The 17,959-nt window shown below is 67.9% G+C and carries 16 protein-coding genes; 13 read left to right on the plus strand and 3 right to left on the minus strand.

Annotated elements, in window-relative coordinates; genetic code table 11:
- The first annotated feature begins 89 nt into the window (after window positions 1-89).
- The 6 genes from AB7E03_RS15365 (at window position 90) to AB7E03_RS15390 (ending at window position 7,616) form a co-directional block, all read left to right on the plus strand.
- A complete protein-coding gene (locus AB7E03_RS15365) occupies window positions 90-914 on the plus strand; it encodes an ABC transporter ATP-binding protein (protein ID WP_489942204.1) in 825 nt (274 codons plus the stop codon).
- Window positions 911-1,723 carry an ABC transporter ATP-binding protein gene (locus tag AB7E03_RS15370; protein WP_489942205.1) on the plus strand — a complete coding sequence of 271 codons (813 nt, stop codon included), beginning with the start codon at window positions 911-913 and terminating at the stop codon, window positions 1,721-1,723. The genes AB7E03_RS15365 and AB7E03_RS15370 overlap by 4 nt, the downstream gene beginning before the upstream one ends.
- Window positions 1,724-1,773: 50 nt before the next feature.
- Complete coding sequence (locus tag AB7E03_RS15375) at window positions 1,774-2,796, plus strand: ABC transporter permease (protein ID WP_489942924.1); 1,023 nt, start codon at window positions 1,774-1,776, stop codon at window positions 2,794-2,796.
- A 2-nt stretch (window positions 2,797-2,798) separates the two neighbouring features.
- Complete coding sequence (locus AB7E03_RS15380) at window positions 2,799-3,878, plus strand: ABC transporter permease (protein ID WP_489942206.1); 1,080 nt, start codon at window positions 2,799-2,801, stop codon at window positions 3,876-3,878.
- A complete protein-coding gene (locus AB7E03_RS15385) occupies window positions 3,875-6,178 on the plus strand; it encodes an exo-beta-d-1,3/1,6-glucosidase (RefSeq protein ID WP_489942207.1) in 2,304 nt (767 codons plus the stop codon). Before AB7E03_RS15380 ends, AB7E03_RS15385 begins: the two co-directional genes overlap by 4 nt.
- A gap of 139 nt (window positions 6,179-6,317) precedes the next feature.
- Entirely contained in the window at window positions 6,318-7,616 is a 1,299-nt protein-coding gene (locus tag AB7E03_RS15390; RefSeq protein ID WP_489942208.1) for an O-acetylhomoserine aminocarboxypropyltransferase/cysteine synthase family protein, read from the plus strand.
- Here AB7E03_RS15390 and AB7E03_RS15395 read toward each other — a convergent pair.
- On the minus strand, window positions 7,597-8,778 hold the full coding sequence (locus tag AB7E03_RS15395; protein WP_489942209.1) for a MalY/PatB family protein: 1,182 nt from the start codon (window positions 8,776-8,778) through the stop codon (window positions 7,597-7,599). The genes AB7E03_RS15390 and AB7E03_RS15395 overlap by 20 nt on opposite strands.
- A gap of 218 nt (window positions 8,779-8,996) precedes the next feature.
- On the opposite strand from AB7E03_RS15395, the gene AB7E03_RS15400 reads away from it, so the two are divergent.
- From AB7E03_RS15400 to AB7E03_RS15430, 7 genes are read left to right on the plus strand one after another with little or no spacing between them, the layout of a single operon-like run.
- Window positions 8,997-10,157 (plus strand): ABC transporter substrate-binding protein, encoded by a 1,161-nt coding sequence (locus AB7E03_RS15400; RefSeq protein ID WP_489942210.1) that lies wholly within the window; start codon window positions 8,997-8,999, stop codon window positions 10,155-10,157.
- Between the two features lie 21 nt (window positions 10,158-10,178).
- Window positions 10,179-11,981: an ABC transporter permease gene (locus AB7E03_RS15405; RefSeq protein WP_489942211.1), complete on the plus strand. Its 1,803-nt coding sequence runs from the start codon at window positions 10,179-10,181 to the stop codon at window positions 11,979-11,981.
- Window positions 11,978-12,835 carry an ABC transporter ATP-binding protein gene (locus tag AB7E03_RS15410; RefSeq protein WP_489942212.1) on the plus strand — a complete coding sequence of 286 codons (858 nt, stop codon included), beginning with the start codon at window positions 11,978-11,980 and terminating at the stop codon, window positions 12,833-12,835. The genes AB7E03_RS15405 and AB7E03_RS15410 overlap by 4 nt, the downstream gene beginning before the upstream one ends.
- Complete coding sequence (locus AB7E03_RS15415) at window positions 12,832-13,560, plus strand: ABC transporter ATP-binding protein (RefSeq protein WP_489942213.1); 729 nt, start codon at window positions 12,832-12,834, stop codon at window positions 13,558-13,560. Before AB7E03_RS15410 ends, AB7E03_RS15415 begins: the two co-directional genes overlap by 4 nt.
- Window positions 13,557-14,582, plus strand: coding sequence for a putative FMN-dependent luciferase-like monooxygenase (locus tag AB7E03_RS15420; RefSeq protein WP_489942214.1), 1,026 nt, complete (start codon window positions 13,557-13,559; stop codon window positions 14,580-14,582). Before AB7E03_RS15415 ends, AB7E03_RS15420 begins: the two co-directional genes overlap by 4 nt.
- A gap of 28 nt (window positions 14,583-14,610) precedes the next feature.
- On the plus strand, window positions 14,611-15,207 hold the full coding sequence (locus AB7E03_RS15425) for a CMD domain protein (protein WP_489942215.1): 597 nt from the start codon (window positions 14,611-14,613) through the stop codon (window positions 15,205-15,207).
- Window positions 15,204-15,839 (plus strand): alkylhydroperoxidase domain protein, encoded by a 636-nt coding sequence (locus AB7E03_RS15430; RefSeq protein WP_489942216.1) that lies wholly within the window; start codon window positions 15,204-15,206, stop codon window positions 15,837-15,839. Before AB7E03_RS15425 ends, AB7E03_RS15430 begins: the two co-directional genes overlap by 4 nt.
- 92 nt (window positions 15,840-15,931) lie before the next feature.
- Here AB7E03_RS15430 and AB7E03_RS15435 read toward each other — a convergent pair whose 3' ends face one another.
- Window positions 15,932-16,588: an NADPH-dependent F420 reductase gene (locus AB7E03_RS15435; RefSeq protein WP_489942217.1), complete on the minus strand. Its 657-nt coding sequence runs from the start codon at window positions 16,586-16,588 to the stop codon at window positions 15,932-15,934.
- A 9-nt stretch (window positions 16,589-16,597) separates the two neighbouring features.
- On the minus strand, window positions 16,598-17,896 hold the full coding sequence (gene melA, locus AB7E03_RS15440) for an alpha-galactosidase (RefSeq protein ID WP_489942218.1): 1,299 nt from the start codon (window positions 17,894-17,896) through the stop codon (window positions 16,598-16,600).
- Window positions 17,897-17,959: the final 63 nt, after the last annotated feature.

The raw sequence follows: 17,959 nt of genomic DNA on the forward strand, positions 1-17,959 counted from the left end.
GTAAGCACCCTGCGCGTCCGGGGTGGACGAGGGCTTCTCGGCCCCCGTCCACCCCGGGCGGTCCGCGGACGGCGTGAAAGCGACATCCCATGACAGACTCCCTTCTCTCTGTGCGCGACTTCTCGGTCGTGTACGACGTGGATCCGCCGGTCGAGGCGGTCAAGAACGTCACGATCGACATCAAGCGCGGTGAAATCGTCGGCCTCGCCGGCGAGAGCGGGTGCGGGAAGACCACCCTCGCCTACGGAGTGCAGCGCCTCCTCAAGCCCCCGGCCGTCATCAGCAGTGGCGGCGTCGTGTTCCACGACGAAGGCGGCGACGACATCGACATCAACTCGCTCGACGCGGAGGAGATGCGTCGCTTCCGGTGGGACAAGGTCTCCATGGTCTTCCAGGGAGCGATGAACGCACTCAACCCGGTGGCGACCATCGGGTCGCAGCTCGAAGACGTGTTCCTGGTCCACCGACCGGAGATGAGCCGTGCGCAGCGTCGCTCTGAGGTGATCGACCTCCTGGAGATCGTGAAGGTGGGCGCACAGCGCCGGCGCTCCTTCCCCCACGAGCTCTCGGGCGGCATGCGCCAGCGGGTCATGATCGCCATGGCCCTTGCGCTCCGCCCGCAACTGATGGTCATGGACGAACCGACGACCGCCCTCGACGTGCTCGTTCAGCGCGAGATCCTCAAGCAGATCTCCCAGCTCCGCCATGACTTCGGCTTCTCCGTCGTCTTCATCACCCACGACCTCCCGCTGCTTCTCGAGATCAGCGACCGCATCGCGATCATGCGCGAGGGCGAGATCGTCGAGCTCGCCGAAGCGGAGCAGATCTGGACGAATCCCCAGCACGAGTACACGCGCAAGCTGCTCCGGTCGTTTCCGCGCCTCACCGGCGAGAGAGGGGTGGTCGTACGATGACCACGCTCGAATTCACGAACGTCACCAAGATCTACAACGTGCGCGGTGCCGGGCAGCTGAAGGCCCTGGACGACGTCAGCTTCACCCTCGGCCCGCGCCAGACCATCGGGCTGGTCGGCCAGTCGGGCAGCGGCAAGTCGACGATCGCGAAGATCCTCACGCAGCTCGAGACCCCCACCAGCGGGGAGGTGCTGCTGGACGGCAGCCCGATCCCACGGTCCGGGAAGCGCTTGCGGAAGTATCGTCAGCAGCTCCGGATGGTCTTCCAGGATCCGTTCGCCTCGCTGAACCCGTCGCACTCGATCCGCCACCACATCGAGCGACCTCTGCGTCTGGACGACGTCGTTCCGCGCGCGGAGATCGATGACGAGGTGCGGCGCCTGCTGCAGCGAGTGCGGCTGGATGCGGATGCCGTGATCGACCGGCGTCCGCACGAGCTGTCCGGCGGTCAGCGCCAGCGCGTGGCCATCGCTCGCGCGCTGGCATCCCGCCCAGCGCTCCTGGTCGCCGACGAGCCGGTGTCGATGCTCGACGTGTCGATCCGCCTCGGCGTGCTGAATCTGCTCGCCGAGCTCCAGAGCCAGGAAGGCCTCGGCGTCCTCTACATCACCCACGACCTGGCTACGGCGCGGCATTTCAGCGACGAGATCATCGTGCTCAATCAGGGCAGGATCGTCGAGCACGGGCCGGCGGACGATGTCATCCTCCGCCCGCAGGACCCGTACACCCGCGAGCTCCGCGCTGCGTCCCCCGACCCCGAGACGCACTTCGGTGCGATGACCGCATCCACTTCAGGAGGTGCACTGTGAGCGCCGAGGCAACGACCACGGACCACGTCGACCCGACGCTGGTCGGGACGATGGCCACCAGGACCGAGCGCCGCGGCAGGCGCGTGCCTTGGCGTTTCATCGGCGGACGCGTGGCGTTCTACGCGTTCACCCTCTGGGCGGCGATCACGATCAACTTCTTCCTGCCCCGCATGATGAAGGGTGATGCCGTCTCCTCGTATATGGCGCGAAGCCAGGGACAGCTGACCCCGGATGCGGAGAAGGCGCTCAGGGCCATGTTCGGCCTGGACACGTCGGTGCCCCTGTGGCAGCAGTACCTCGACTACTGGAACATGCTGTTCCACGGCAATCTGGGTGTCTCCATCTCCACGGGCATGGCGCCGGTGGGCGAGGCGATCGCTTCGGCCCTGCCGTGGACGCTGGGGCTCGTCGGTTTCGCCACGGTGGTCTCGTTCCTGATCGGGACGAGCCTGGGAGCTGTGATCGGATGGAAGCGCGGCGGGCGCCTGGACGTGTTCGTCCCCGTGACGACCTTCCTCGGCACCGTGCCCTACTTCTGGGTCGGGCTCATCCTGATCGCCGTGTTCTCGACGACGCTGGGCTGGTTCCCCGCCGGGCACGCCTACGAATTGGGCGTGGAGCCGGGATGGAACGGGGACTTCATCTCCCAGGTGATCTCGCACGGTGCGCTTCCGATGATCACCATCGTGATCGTCTCACTCGGCGGCTGGGTCCTCGGCATGCGCAACATGATGCTCACGGTCCTCGATGAGGACTACATCACCGTCGCGCAGGCCAAGGGCATGCCCGATCGACGCGTGCTCTGGCGATACGCCGCCCGCAACGCGGTGCTCCCGCAGATCCAGAGCTTCGCCCTGGCCATCGGCTTCATCGTCAGCGGCACGATCGTGATGGAGATGGTCTTCTCCTACCCCGGCATCGGCTTGCTGCTGCTCAATGCCACCAGCGCGAAGGACTACGCGCTCATGCAGGGCATCTTCCTCGTCCTGGTCCTGGCCGTGCTGGTGGCGAACATCCTCGCGGACATCGCCTACGCCATCCTCGACCCCCGCACCCGTCAGACGGAGGCCTGACCATGACAACGTCCGCCCAAGAATCCCAGACGCTCGCCCAGCCCTCCGGCGTCGGCGCTCCCGAGACCCTGGCCGTCGCGGTCGCCTCCCGGCAGCGGCCCACCAGGGTCACCTTCTGGTCGCAGCTGAAAGCCTCGCTCGCGATGTTCAGCAACCGCAAGTCCGCGGCCGGCCTGATCATCATGGGCGTGTTCGTGCTCGTCGCGATCTTCGCTCCGTGGATCGCGCCATACGACCCGAACGCGCAGCATCTGGACGAGACCCTTCAGCCGCCCTCGCTGAAGCACCTCCTCGGCACGACGCACATCGGCCAAGACGTTTTCAGCCAGCTCGTCTACGGAACGCGTGGCGTCCTCGTCGTCGGGTTCCTGGCGACGATCATGGCCACGGTGGTCGCGATCGTCATCGGAGTGACCGCCGGCTACCTGCGCGGCTGGAAGAGCGAATCGCTGTCGGCCCTCTCGAACGTGTTCCTCGTCATCCCTGGACTGCCTCTGATGATCATCGTCGCCTCGCAGTTCGAGGATCCGCCGCTGTGGCTCATCGCCGCCGTGCTCGGCCTGACCGGCTGGGCCTGGGGCGCGCGCGTCCTGCGCGCGCAGACCATGTCGTTGCGCAACCGCGACTTCATCCAGGCCGCGCGGGCGAACGGTGAACCGTTGCACCGCATCATCCTGGTCGAGATGCTGCCCAACCTCCTGGCGATCATCGCGTCGAGTTTCGTCGGCACAATGACGGCCGCCGTCCTGGGGCTGACCACCCTCGCGTTCATCGGCGTCATCCCGGTGTCGAACCTCAACTGGGGAACCATCCTGTTCTGGGCGCAGCAGAACAACGCGTTCCCGGACTACTGGTGGTGGTACGTTCCCGCCGGTCTGTGCATCGCACTGCTCGGGGTGGCACTGTCGCTCATCAACTTCGGCATCGACGAATACGTCAACCCCCGTCTGCGCTCGGCCGGTGAGCGAGCTCGGGCGATGAAGCGCAAGGGTATCAACATCAACACCGCCGTCACCCAGGTGCGCACTGCACCGCAAACGACCGCTCCGGTCGCACATCCACGGGAAAGCACGACTGAATGACCTCGACTCTGCCATCAGCATCCCCGGTCCTGACATCGGGAACCCCGCCGTACCAGGACCCGTCGCTGACGACAGCCGAACGTGTCGCGGATCTCCTCGCACGGATGAGCGTGGAGGAGAAGGTCGGGCAGATGCTGCAGCTCGACGCGCGCGACGACCTGCGGGATCACATTCTGCGGCGCCACGTCGGCTCCATCCTGCACACCTCTCCGGAACGGATCCTGGAGGCGAATCGGCTCACAGCCGAGACCCGGCTCCGGATCCCGCTCCTCGTCGGCGAGGACTGCATCCACGGGCACTCGTTCTGGCCCGGTGCCACGATCTACCCCACCCAGCTGGGCATGGCCGCGTCGTGGGATGCGGACCTGATCGCGAGGGTCGCCCGCGCGACTGCCGAAGAGGTCTCCGTCACCGGCGTGCACTGGACCTTCTCGCCCGTGCTGTGCATCGCCAGGGACCTCCGCTGGGGACGGATCAGCGAGACGTTCGGGGAGGACCCGTTCCTCATCGGCGAACTCGCGAGCGCCATGGTGCGCGGATACCAGGGAGACGGGCTCGACGATCCGACGGCGATCCTCGCGACGGCGAAGCACTTCGCCGGGTACTCGGAGACGCAGGGCGGCCGCGACGCGAGCGAAGCCGATATCTCCAGGCGCAAGCTGCGAAGCTGGTTCCTGCCGCCGTTCGAGCGAGTGGCCCGCGAGGGATGCCGCACCTTCATGCTCGGCTACCAGAGCACAGACGGCGTGCCGATCACGGTCAACGACTGGCTGCTCAGCGAGGTGCTGCGCGGCGAGTGGGGATACACGGGAACGCTCATCACCGACTGGGACAACGTCGGCCGGATGGTCTGGGAGCAGAAGATCCAGCCCGACTACGCGCACGCCGCCGCCGCCGCGGTGAAGGCCGGCAACGACATGGTCATGACCACGCCGAAGTTCTACGAGGGCGCGCTCGAGGGGGTCGCGCAGGGGATGCTGGGCGAGGACGCCTTCGACGCCGCCGTCGCCCGCATCCTGACGCTGAAGTTCGACCTCGGACTGTTCGAGGATCCCCGCCTTCCCGCGGCCGAACTGGATACCGTGGTAGGCAGCGCGGCGCACGCCGAGCTGAACCTCGAGATCGCTCGGCGTTCGATCGTGCTGCTGGAGAACGACGGGACGCTGCCTCTCGACTCTGCGCCGCTCGACTCTGCGCCGCTCACATCCACGCCGCTCCGGATCGCGCTCGTCGGCCCGCTGGCCGACGATGCCCAGAGTCAGCTCGGCGACTGGGCGGGAGGATCGGGCCAGGCCGGATGGCTCGACAGTCAGCCGCGCGAGATGATCACCACCGTGCTCGACGGTCTGCGTGCGATCCCCGGCTGGAGTGTCCTCCATGCCAGGGGCGCCGACATCCTCACGCTGGAAGACGATCCCCAGGGCACGACGTTCCCCGACGGGCAGCCACGACCCCACGTGGTCGTGCCGTGCGACCCGGATCCCGTCCTGATCGACGAAGCCGTCGCCGCCGCCGAGGCGTCCGACGTGGTGGTCGCCGTGGTCGGTGACAGGATCGAGCTGGTCGGCGAGGGCCGCTCCACGGCGACACTCGAACTGATCGGCGGCCAGATCGCCCTGCTCGACGCGATGATCGCGACTGGGAAACCTGTCGTCGTGGTGCTCCTCGCCTCCAAGCCGCTCGTCCTGCCGCCGTCGGTTGCCGACGCCGCCGCGGTGATCTGGGCCGCGAACCCGGGCATGCTGGGCGGTCAGGCGATCGCTGAGATCCTGGCCGGCCGCATCGAGCCGTCCGGGCGTCTGCCGATCTCCTTCGCCCGGCACGTCGGCCAGCAGCCGACGTACTACAACCAGATCCGTGGGCAGCACGGCGACCGGTACGCCGACCTGACGCAGGAGCCCGCGTGGGCGTTCGGTGAGGGGCTGTCGTACACGAGCGTGGAGTACGCCGACCTGACTCTCGCGCGCACTCAGCTCGGGGCGCACGAGGACATCATCGCCGAGGTCAGCGTGAGCAACACCGGCGGGCGACCGGTCCGTGAGACGGTCCAGGTCTATGTGCGGGACACGGTCACGAGCGTCAGCTGGACGGACAAAGAGCTGAAGGCCTACCGTCAGGTCGAACTGGAACCGGGCGAGACGGCTCGGGTGCGCTTCGAGCTCCCGGTGCGGGACTGCTCGATCGTGGACGCCGCCGGAACCCGCCGAGTGGAAGCGGGCGCCTTCGAACTTCTCGTCGGCCCCTCCTCCCGCGAGGCGGCGCTGCTCACCGCCGGGTTCGAGGTCCTGGGGACGGCCTAGGACCCGCGAACCTTCGGGAGTACGGCGTCGGCAAGGATGCGACAGAAAAGCTCGGCTGGCATAGGGGGAAGTCTGACCCGCCGACGCGTCCCGCATCCCCGCTTGGCGCGGGGTCGTCGCTCTCACTAGGGTGTCGGGCATGCCGGATGAGACGCGACGTCCCCTCGACTTCGAGACCCGCCAGATCCACGCGGGGGCGGTGGTCGACTCCCAGACCAAGTCGCGTGTGACGCCCATCTATCAGACGGCCGCGTACGTCTTCGATTCTTTCGACGACGGCGAGGAGCGGTTCGCGGGGCGGAGCGGGTACCGGGCGTACTCGCGCAACGAGAACCCAACGAACGCGGTCGCCGGTCAGCGGATCGCCGACCTGGAGGGCGGCGTCGACGGCATCGTAGTGGCCAGCGGTCAGGCGGCGATCGCCACGGCGCTGAGTGCTCTGGCGGGTGCAGGCGACCACATCCTCGCTACCCGGTCGCTGTACGAGGGCACCCGGGAGATGTTCCGTGGCGTGCTGCAGCGGCAGGGCATCGAGTTCGAGTACGTGCCCGACGAGGCGGACGACGAGGAGTGGGCGGCGCGGTTCCGGCCGGAGACGAAGGCGGTGTACACCGAGACGCTGCCGAACCCGCTGGGCCAGGTGGTCGACATCGCCCGGATCGCCGGACTGGCGCACGCGGCGGGGGTGCCGCTGGTCGTCGACAACACGGTACCCACTCCGTACCTGTGGCGGCCGATCGAAGACGGCGCCGACGTCGTCATCCACTCGACCTCGAAGTGGCTTTCCGGGCACGCGTCCGTGATCGGCGGGGCGATCGTCGACGCCGGGCGGTTCGGCTGGAGTGCCCAGGCGGCTCGGTTCCCGCAGCTCACGCAGGCGCCGCGCCCGGGAGCCGCCTCGTTCGTCGACCGCTTCGGGCGGGGCGCGTACCTGGCCTACGTGCGCTCGGTGATCGTGCTCGAATACGGCCCGACCGTGCCGCCGACCAGCACGTTCCTGCTGCTGCACGGCATTGAGACGCTGTCACTGCGCATGCAGCGTCACGTCGCCAACGCCCAGGCCGTCGCCGAGTGGCTGGAGGCAAGGTCCGAAGTGACGCAGGTGTTCTATCCCGGACTGCCCACCAACCCGTACTACGAACGCGCCCGCCGCTACCTGCCCGACGGGGCGGGATCGATCGTGTCGATCGACCTGGGCGGGCGGGAGGCGGCGCGCCGCTTCATCGATGCCCTGGAGCTGATCTCGCCGATGACGCACATCGGCGACGTGCGAACGCTGGCGCTCCACCTGGGCAGCACCATCCACGCCAAGCTGAGCGCCGACGAGCAGCTCGAGGCGGGGATCACGCCCGGACTGATCCGTCTGTCCATTGGGATCGAGAGTCTGCGAGACATCGTCGATGACCTCGAACGCGGGCTCAGAGCGGCAGCGGGCTGACCCTGTGGTTCGCTGAGCGCAGACCGGCGGCGATTCGTTGGACCGCTTCGACGACGGTTTCGGGATTGCAGGCCAGGTTGATGCGGGCGAAGCCGCGGCCGGGTTCGCCGAACGGCAGCCCCGAGTTGAGCGCGACGCGTCCTTCGTCGATGAGCACGCGCGCGGGATCGTCGCCGAGGTTCGTGCCCCGGAAGTCGAGCCAGGCCAGGTAGCCCGCATCCGGCTTGACCAGCCGGACGGCGGGGGCGTGCATGGCGAGCTCGGCCTCGAGCAGGGCGACGTTGGCCACGAGCAACTCGACCAGTTCGTCTCGCCAGGGCCGGCAGGACAGCGCGGCCAGGTTGGCGTGCAGGCCGAGGATGCTGGTGCGGGCCGCAAGCTCCTCGGGCAACTCGGTCAGCAGCGCCGCCGAGCGATCGTCGGTGGCGATGATGACTGCGCACTTCAGGCCCGCAAGGTTCCAGGCCTTGCTCGCGGAAGTGACCGTGACGGAAGGGGCGCCGGCCGCCCGCGCGATCGGCGCGAACGGCGTGAAGACGGTGCCCGGGTGGGCGAGGGGGGCGTGGACTTCGTCACTGACGACGAAGACGCCGTAGCGGGCGGCGAGGGCAGCGAGCTCCTCCAAGACCGTGCGGCTGTGACATCGCCCGGTCGGGTTGTGCGGGTTGCACAGCAGCAGCGCGTCGGCGCCGGCCGCGAACGCCGCTTCGATGCCGGGGAGGTCGAGACTCCAGCCCTCGTCTTCGAGCAGGGGCACGGTGACGGGGACGGCATCGGCCTCGTGCACCATCTCGAAGAACGGCGGATAGACCGGCGGGGTCAGCACCACGTGCCCACCCACGGCGGGGATCGCCAGTCGTAGCGCCTCCACAACGCCGACGGTCACGTCGGTGGCCAAGTGCACCCACTCCGGGTCGACGTCCCAGCCCCACTCCTCGCGGGCGAAAGCCGCGAACGCCGGAGCGAGGGGGCCGGCGGAGTCGAGGTAGCCGGTGTCCGAGTGGCGCAGCGTTTCGGCGACGCGGTCGAGGATCGAAGGCTCGACGTCGAAGTCCATCTCCGCCACGAAAACGGGGAGCACGTCGGCGGGGTAGCGGCGCCACTTGATGCTCGAGCGGGTGGCATAGAGCTGCTCCAAGGGGCGTGCCGGTCCGAAGCTCATGGAGAGAGCGTGCCGCGTCGCATTCGCTGACGCGAGTCGGACCGTCAAAAACCGTAGCGAAGCCATCCACAAACTCGCGCCGTTCGCAAACTTTGTGACGCGGATGAAACATGGCTACCGATTGTGACGGCGCGGGCTGCGCTCCCGCGCAACCGGGTTCTAACGTCTGGCGTGCACCAGTTCCCCCGATCCGTCCAGCCTGATGTGAAGGACACACCATGAACAGATTTCTCCGGAGCACAGCCGTCGCCTCGGTTGCGGCGCTCACCGTCGTCGGCCTCTCGGCGTGCGCCGGCGGTTCCGCGGCGTCGTCCGACAGTTCGTCCGGCAAGAGCACCGTCTACTTCGGCGTCTCGGCGGCGACAACCGGCCAGTACGCGCAGTATGGCGAGCAGTTCAAGGAGGCGTTCGACCTGGCGGTCGAGCAGGTGAACGCCAAGGGCGGCATCGACGGCCACCCGGTGGCGCTGAAGTACGAGGATTCGCAGTCCGACCCCAAGCAGTCCGTCGCGGTTGCGCAGAAGTTCGTCGGCGACGACAGCGTCAGCCTGGTCTTCGGCGACTACTCGTCGGCCGCGTCCATCCCGGCCTCCCCGATCTATACGGCGGGCAAACTGGTGCAGTACGGCTTCAACAATTCGAATCCGGACTTCACGGCCAAGGGCACCCAGTACCAGTGGTCGACGTCCATCACCACGAGCGCGACGTACACCTGGACCGCCGACTACATCAAGAAGCAGGGCATCGACTCCGTCGGCGTGACGTACCTCAACACGGCGGACTGGGGCATCCCGGCGTTCGACGCCTTCAAGGCCGAGGCCAAGAAGGTCGGCCTCAAGATCACCGACGCCGAGGGCGTGCTCGACACGAGCGACGACTACCGGCCGTCGCTGACCAAGGCCGTCGCGGGCAAGCCGGACGCCTTCGTCCACATCGGCTACGGCCCCGACGCGGCGAAGATCGTCACGCAGCTGCGCGCGATCGGCTACGACAAGACCTTCTACGGCGGCCAGGACGAGCAGTCGTTCGACGGCACGAAGGATGCGGAGGGCGCGATCAACGGCGCCGAGTTCCTGCAGTCCAACCCGGCTCCCGAGGTGCAGGCCTTCGTGAAGGCGTTCAAGAAGAAGTACCCGCAGGAGAGCGATGTCACCGGCTTCGAGGCGGGCGCGTACGACGCGCTGAACGTCGCGGTCGAGGCCGCGAAGATCGGCGGCACCGACCGCGCGGGCATCCTCGCCGGCTTCAAGAAGGTCAAGGATGTGCCGAGCGTCGTCTACGGCAAGATCACCTTCGACGAGTCCACCCGTCGCGTTGCCTCGCCGCAGCTCACCCCGAGCATTCTGAAGGACGGGAAGTGGGTCGCGTACAAGGGCTGATCGGCCGCTTGCACTGACATCATGCTCGATACTCTGATCGCCGGCCTGCTCCGAGGGAACGTCTACGCCCTCGGAGCAGTCGGCATCTCTCTGGTCTTCGGCGTCATGAACGTCGTCAACTTCGCTCAGTTCTCGTTCTTCGGGCTCGGCGCGATGCTCTCCTGGTTCTTCATCGTCAAGATCGGCCTGCCATTCTGGCTGGCGCTGCTCGCGGTGCTCGCCATCTGCGGCCTGCTCGGCCTGATCATCAACATCACGGTGGTCCGCCCGCTGGCCAAGTTCCTACCGCTGGCGGCCATGCTCTCCACCTACGCGGTGGCGCAGATCCTCGACAACACGTCGCAGATCGCGTTCACCGCCCAGTTCCGGGTGTTCCCGGACGTGCTGCCGACCTCGAACCTGCATATCGGCAACATGCGGTTCGGCACCTCCGACCTGGTGATGCTGGGGACCACCGCTGTCGTCATGGTGGTGATGTCGCTGTTCCTCAAGTACGGCAAGGTCGGCCGCGCCATCCGCGCCACCGCGCAGGATCAGGAGGCCGCGCTCCAGATGGGCATTCCGGTCGGCCAGGTGCAGCACATCTCGTTCGTGATTGCGTCCGCGCTCGGCGGCCTGGCTGGTGTCTTCATCGCCCTGTACGTCGGGGTGGCGAATCCGAACTCGGGGCTCGACGTCGGCCTCACCGCGTTCGTCGCGGCGACGCTGGGTGGCCTGGGGTCGCTCGCCGGTGCGGTGATCGGCGGTTTCGTCCTCGGCATCCTGGAGGCCTTCGGCATCCACTTCTTCGGCGACACGGCGCGCGAGATCATCGTCTTCGTCATCCTGATCGTGGTGCTGATCGTTCGGCCGGGAGGGCTGCTGGGCAAGGTCCCGCTGATCTCGACGGAACCGCTGACGGGCACGTTCCTCGGCAAGGGGCGCCCGCTCCGCATCCCGCGCTGGGTGTGGCCGGCCGCGTTCGTGCTCGCGGGTGTAGTGATACCGCTGGTCGCCGACGACTACGTCCTGACCACCGGCACGCAGGTGCTGATCTACGCGATCATCGGAGCCGGCTTCACGGTTACGGCGGGTCAGGCGGGCGTGCTGGCCCTCGGGCAGGCCGGCCCCATCGCGATCGGCGCGTACGCGTCGGCGCTGCTCACGCTGTACGTGCACGTGTCGTTCTGGGTCGCGCTGCCGATCGCGGGCATCGTGGCGGCTGTCGTCGCCTCCATCCTCGCTTCGCCGATCTGGGGGGTGAAGGGGCATTACATCTCGATCGCCACCCTGGGGCTCGGGATCGCGATCGTCGCAGTCATCCAGCTGGTGCTGCCTCAAGGTCTGTACAACATTCCCGTGCCCGACTGGTTCGGCACCCCGCTCAACTCGCCGCAGGCCTACTACCTGATCGACTTCGGCGTGCTGGTGGTGACACTGCTCGTGATGTGGCGCATCCGCGGTTCGCACCTGGGCAAAGTGATCTCATCGGTGGGGTCCGACGAGGTGGCCGCTATGGCCTCCGGCGTGCGCGGGCGCAACTACAAGGCGCTCGCCTTCGCCGTCTCGGGATTCTTCGCAGGGATCGGCGGCTCGCTGCTGGCGCACCAGTACACGTACATCGACCCGACCATCTTCACGATGCTGATGTCGCTCCTGGTGGTCACCATCGTGATCATGGGAGGGATCAGTCTCCCGTACGGCGCGGTGGTCGGCTCGATCATCCTCATCGGCGCGATGGAACTGCTGCGCTTCACGCCCGAGCTGCGGATCATCGTCTACGGACTGGTGCTCATCCTGGTGGTGAGGTTCCGCCCGGGCGGGATCCTGGTGAGGAACTCATGACAGAGACACTGTTGAACGTCGAGAATCTGGAGCGGCACTTCGAGGGACTGGCGGCCGTCGACGGCATCTCGTTCGCCGTGGCGCGCGGCGAGGTAGTGTCGATCATCGGGCCGAACGGTTCGGGCAAGACCACCACGCTCAACCTGGTGACGGGAGCGCTCCGGCCGAACGGAGGGTCGATCACCCTCGAGGGCGAACGCATCGACCGCGCCGACAGCGCACGCATCGCGGAGCACGGCATTGCGCGCACGTTCCAGAACGGGCGGGTGTTCGCGACCCTGTCGGTCGCGGACAACATCGAAGTGGGGCTTCACTCCACGCTCCAGGCCAACCGGCCGTTCCGGTCCCTGTCGAATGTGTTCCTGCTGCGGTGGATCCCGCTACTGGCCGAACTCTTCATCGCCATCTTCGGCACGCCCGCGTCGAGACGGGAGCAGAAGCGCATCCAGGCGGCCGTCGAGGCGGAGATCGACCGCTTCGAGGCCCGGCTGGGCCCGCGCCGCGACGACCCCGCATACTCGCTCAGCTACGCCAACCGGCGCCGCACAGAGATCGCGCGGGCGCTGGCGCTCGAGCCGAAGCTGCTGGTGCTCGACGAGCCCACGGCCGGGATGAACCCGTCCGAGACCGCCGAGGTACTGGAGCAGCTGCTGGAGCTCAAGGCGGCCGGCCAGTCCATCCTGCTGGTCGAGCACAAGCTCGACCTCGTGATGCGGGTGTCGGACCGGATCATCGTCATGGACGGCGGTCGCATCATCGCTGAAGGGGCGCCGGACGCCGTGCGCACCGACCCGGCCGTGATCGAGGCGTACCTCGGGCGCCGCCGCGGCCTCGGAGGGGTGGACCTGGTATGACCGAGCTGCTCGCACTGGACGACGTGAACGTCTACTACGGCCCGTTCCACGCGCTGCGCGGAAACAGCCTGACGGTGGGCGAAGGCGAGATCGTCTCGCTGCTCGGCGGCAACGCCAGCGGCAAATCCACGACGATGAAGACCATCCTTGGGCTCGTCCGACCGAAGTCAGGCACCGTCCGGTTCGCCGGCGAGGACATCACCAACGCGTCGACGCGGCGACGGGTCAAGGCGGGCATCGCCTCGGTACCCGAGGCACGCCGCGTGTTCCCCGAGATGACGGTCGACGAGAACCTCATCGCCGGCGCGTACACCCGGCGCGACAAAGCCGGGGTGGCCGAAGACCTCGAGCGGATGCGCACGCACTTCCCGCGCCTGGGGGAGCGCCGCAAGCAGCAGGCCGGCACCCTGTCCGGCGGCGAGCAGCAGATGCTCGCCTTCGCCCGCGCCCTGATGAGCCGGCCGAACCTCATCTGCATGGATGAACCCACCATGGGGCTCTCGCCGAAACTGGTCGACCAGGTACTCGACGAGATCGTGCGCATCAACCGCGACCTCGGCGTCGCCGTGCTGTTCGTCGAGCAGCAGGCCGAGCTGGCGCTCTCCATCGCCTCGCGAGGCTACGTACTGGCGACGGGCGCGATCGTGCTGCAGGGCACGGCGCGGGAGCTGCTCGACGACCCCCAGATCCAAGAGGCGTACCTCGGAAAGGCAGCCCACGAGTGACCAACGAGACGGCAGGACGCACGCGGCTGGGATTCTTCACTCGGCTGCTCGATGACGGCACACCGTTGCAGCGCTACCGGAACGCGCTCGACCAATTCGTGCGCGCCGAAGAGCTCGGCTTGGACGGCGTATGGGTCGCCCAGCACCACTTCCACCAGGACGAGGGCGGCCTGCCGTCACCGTTCGTGCTGCTCGCCCAGGCGGCGGCGCGCACGTCGCGCATCCACCTGGGAACCGGCATCGTGACACTGCCGCTCGAAGCGCCGCTCCGGGTGGCCGAGGACGCGGCGGTGCTGCAACTGCTCTCTGGTGGCCGGCTCGAACTGGGGATCGGATCCGGCGGCACCCCCTCGTCCTTCCCGCCCTTCGGCCACGAGTCCGCCGACCGCGCCGCCGTCTACGACCGCCACCGCGAGACGCTGGTGCGCGCGCTGCGCGGCGACGAGCTGACCACCGACGGCGGGGCCCTTTACCCATCGGCCCCCGACGTGCTCGACGCCATCTGGGAGGCGACATTCTCGGTCGCCGGTGCGGAACGGATCGGACGCCGCGGCAACGGTCTCATGCTCTCGCGCACTCAGCCTCGGCAGGTCTGGGGAGGCTCTACGTCGCCCGAGCTGCAGGGCCCCATCGTCGACGCCTACCTGGCAGCATTGCCTGCTGGCGTGCGGCCTCGAATCCTCGCCTCGCGCTCGGCGCTCGTCGTCGACACGGAGGCCGAAGCGCAGGAGTGGATCCGTCGCGGCATCGACCGCAGCCGTGCACTCCTCTCGTCGCAGGGCGTCGAGCTGCCCAGCGATGTGAGCGATGCCGAGCTGCTGGCCTGGCTCGACATCCACGTCGGCACGCCCGAGCAGGTGCTCGCCACACTTCGGACGGACGCGATCCTCGCGCGGGCGACCGACGTGGCCTTTCAGCCGCATCCGATCGATCCGCCGCACGAGGCCGTGCTGCGCTCGCTCGAACTGATCGCGACGCGCATCGCACCCGAACTCCTCGGCTGGTCGCCCGACCAGGCCTGAACGGCTCGACAGATCGAAAGGAACTACCGTGACGGATGTCATCGACCGGCTCGTCGGAATCGCCCCCGGCGACCCCCTCGACGCGCTGCGTGACCAGCGGCCGAACGCCCGAGCGAACGCGCAGGCGAGCTTCGAGGCGCTGTTCGGAGCGCCGGACGACGCGACCGAGCCCGAGAACGTCACACGGCTCGAGCGACTCGCCCTCGGCTACTGGACGGTCGCGCTCTCCCAGTCGCCTACCGCGCGGTTCTACGGCGGCCTGCTCGCCGCCGAGGACAGCGCCACGCTCGCCGCGCTCGACGCAGCCCTGCCGGGCGCAGTGACCTCCGGCCCGTATGGCGACTACCCCGATGGACCGCTGACGGTCGAGAACGTCGCCGGCTTGGTCTGGGAGCCAAGCGCCGCACTGACCGCCGCCCTGGGCGCGCGTCTCGCCGCGGCGCTCGCCCACACGCATCTGTTGGTCTACCGGCCGCGGGACTCCTCCGCCGACGCGCTGCAGCGTCTGCTCGACGCCGGATGGACCACCACCGGCATCGTCACGCTGTCGCAACTCGTCGCCTTCCTCAGCTTCCAACTCCGTGTGGTCGCCGGTCTCACCGTGTTGAAAGGAGAACTCGCATGAGCGAGCAGATCGTCAGTGAAGAGGTAGCCGCCGAGCACGTCGTGCGGCACACGTTCGAGGCGCCCAACGCCTTCACGCAGGCCGAACTCGGCTGGGAGGCATGGCTCGAGCCGTTGCCGCTGGAGGACCTCACCGAGCGGCACTACGACGGGCTCGTCGACAAGGGACGCGCGAACAGCCCATACTTCAGGCTGCTGGTCCGCGACCCCGAGATCCTCGGCGCCCGCACACGCACCGACAACGACATCTTCTACAACGAGAAGGGCGGGCTGACGCGCGCTCTCCGCGAACTCTCCGCGGCCAGCGCCTCGCGCACCAACGGCTGCATCTTCTGCGCCTCGGTGCACTCCCGGTTCGCCAGTCACCACTCCAAGCGCCGCGACGACGTGCAGCGCCTGCTCGATGAGGGCACCGCCGCGGAGCAGGACGACCCGCAGTGGCGCGCCGTGATCGACGCGTCCGTCGCCCTCACCGTGATCCCGAACGACTTCGGTTCGGACCATATCCGGGCGCTCCGGGAGACCGGCCTCGACAACGTCGCGATCATCGACGCCATCAATGGCGCCGCGTTCTTCAATTGGGCGAACCGGCTCATGCTGTCGCTCGGCGAGCCCACGCCGCCGAAGGAGTAGCACTTAGCGACCTGGCGTTTCCGGCACGATTCGCCCACACTCGCCCTCACTCGGAAATCGAGTCTCATCGCCGCCGTCGACGCCGACGAACGTCATGATGTGGCCCCGGTCGTCGGGGATGCATCGAGCCCGGCGACCAGCCGGAGACCGACGTACGGCGCGTAGCCGCGGTCGACCAGCGCGACCTCGAATCCGGCCAGGGTCTCCAATTGCCGTGCGGTCCGGAGCGGTCCGACATCGACAGGCTCCGCGCCGATCTGCCGGACGAGTGCTGCGACGGCGTCTTTCGCGCCCTCGTCGTCCGAGGCCAGGAATACCTGCACTGCAGGGAAGCGCGCCTCAGCGCCGTCGGCGAGCCACTCGGCATAGACCGTGTTGAACGCCTTCACGACTCTGGCCCCCGGAGCGACGCCCGCCAGCCGTTCGGCGAGCGACTCCGCTCCGGCGTACCGGCTCTCGAACCACGGAGGATCGAGCGGGTTGTTGAGATCGATCACCACGATGCCGGAGAGGATGTCGTCGAGGGACTCAACGATCTGCAGAACTTCTGTGTCGCGCAGTGCGACGATCACCACGTCGGCCCGCGCCGCGAAGCGGTAGTCCCCAGCGCCCGCGGCACCGATGTCCGCGCTCAGCGACCGAGCGCGTGCCGGTTCACGGGAGCCGATGACGACCTCGTGCCCGGCTCGCGCGAGACGGGCACCGAGTGCGGTGGTCATCGGCCCCGTGCCGAGGATGCCTATTCTCACTCTGCTCCGTCAGGGAAGGCGGAGGGCCTCGGGGATGAGGTCACCGTGCGCCTGTAGCAGCTCGTCGCACATGCTCCGGATGTCGTCGATGCCGAGAGTAGCAGCGGTGTTCGGGTCGAGCAGCGCAGCGTGGTAGACGTGCTCGCGGTCGCCCTCGAGGACGGCCTTGACGGTCAGCTCGACGACGTTGAGGAACGTGCGGTTCAGCGCGGCGAGCTGCGGGGGCAGGGCGCCGACGGCCTGCGGGTGCAGACCATCCTTGTCCACGACGCCGGGAACCTCGATGCAGCACTCTGCGGGGAGGTTCTCGATGAGTCCGTCGTTCTGCACGTTGACGTACAGGCTCGCCGGCTTGCCGGTGACGTGGGCGCGGATGAACTCGGAGGCCATCTCGGAGGTCGGCTGGAGATCCAGTTCGCCCTCCGCCTGCAGGGTGGCGAGGGTCTCGTCGAACTCCTCGATGTTCCGCTCGGAGCGGGTGAGGTACTCGCCGACGGGGATGCGGAAGCGCTCGATGGCGGCGTCGCTGTGCATGAGCCAGGGCACGTACTCGGCGCTGTGCTCGCTGGACTCGGTGGGGAAGTATCCGAACCGGCGGAAGAGCTCCACGCGCACGCGACGCTGAAGCTCGGGGTCGCCGTCGATCGCTTCGCGCAGCCGCGGGTACAGATCCTCGCCGTCCCGCTCGAACCGCAGGACGAACGCCTGATGGTTGAAGCCGGCGGTCTCGAACGTGATCTCGTCCTCCGCCACACCGACCAGCTCCGCGAGGAGGTGGTGGGTGTCGCGCACGGAATGGCAGAGGCCGACGACACGCGAGAAGGGTGTTCCGGCCGAGACCGCCCACGGGAGCATCGCCATCGGGTTGCTGTAATTGAGGAGGTAGGCGTCCGGGGCCACCTCGGCGAGGTCCTGACCGATCCCGGTGAGGACCGGGATGGTCCGGAGTCCGCGGAAGATGCCGCCGATTCCGATCGTGTCGCCGATGGTCTGGCGGACGCCGTAGCGCGCCGGGATGTCGAAGTCCTTGCGGGTCGCGGCGTAGCCGCCCACCTGGATCTCGTTGACCACGTAGTCGGCGTCTGCCACGGCCGTCCGGCGATCGAGGCTCGACGTGACGCGGGCATCCGCTCCCAGCTGGGCGCTGATCCGCTTCGCCAGCGCGTCGGCGTAGCCGAGGCGTTCGGCGTCGATGTCGTGGAGGGACAGTTCGAACTCGCCCTGCAACTCGCTGAAGCTGCAGAGATCGGTGACGACGTTGCGGGTGAACTCGACGCTCCCGGCGCCGATGAAGGCTACTTTGACCATTCGGCCAATATTGCACGACTGCGCTATTCGCACAAACAATGTGCACAAAACCTGCAGTTTTCT

It is taken from the genome of Leifsonia sp. RCC_180 (assembly GCF_058138205.1).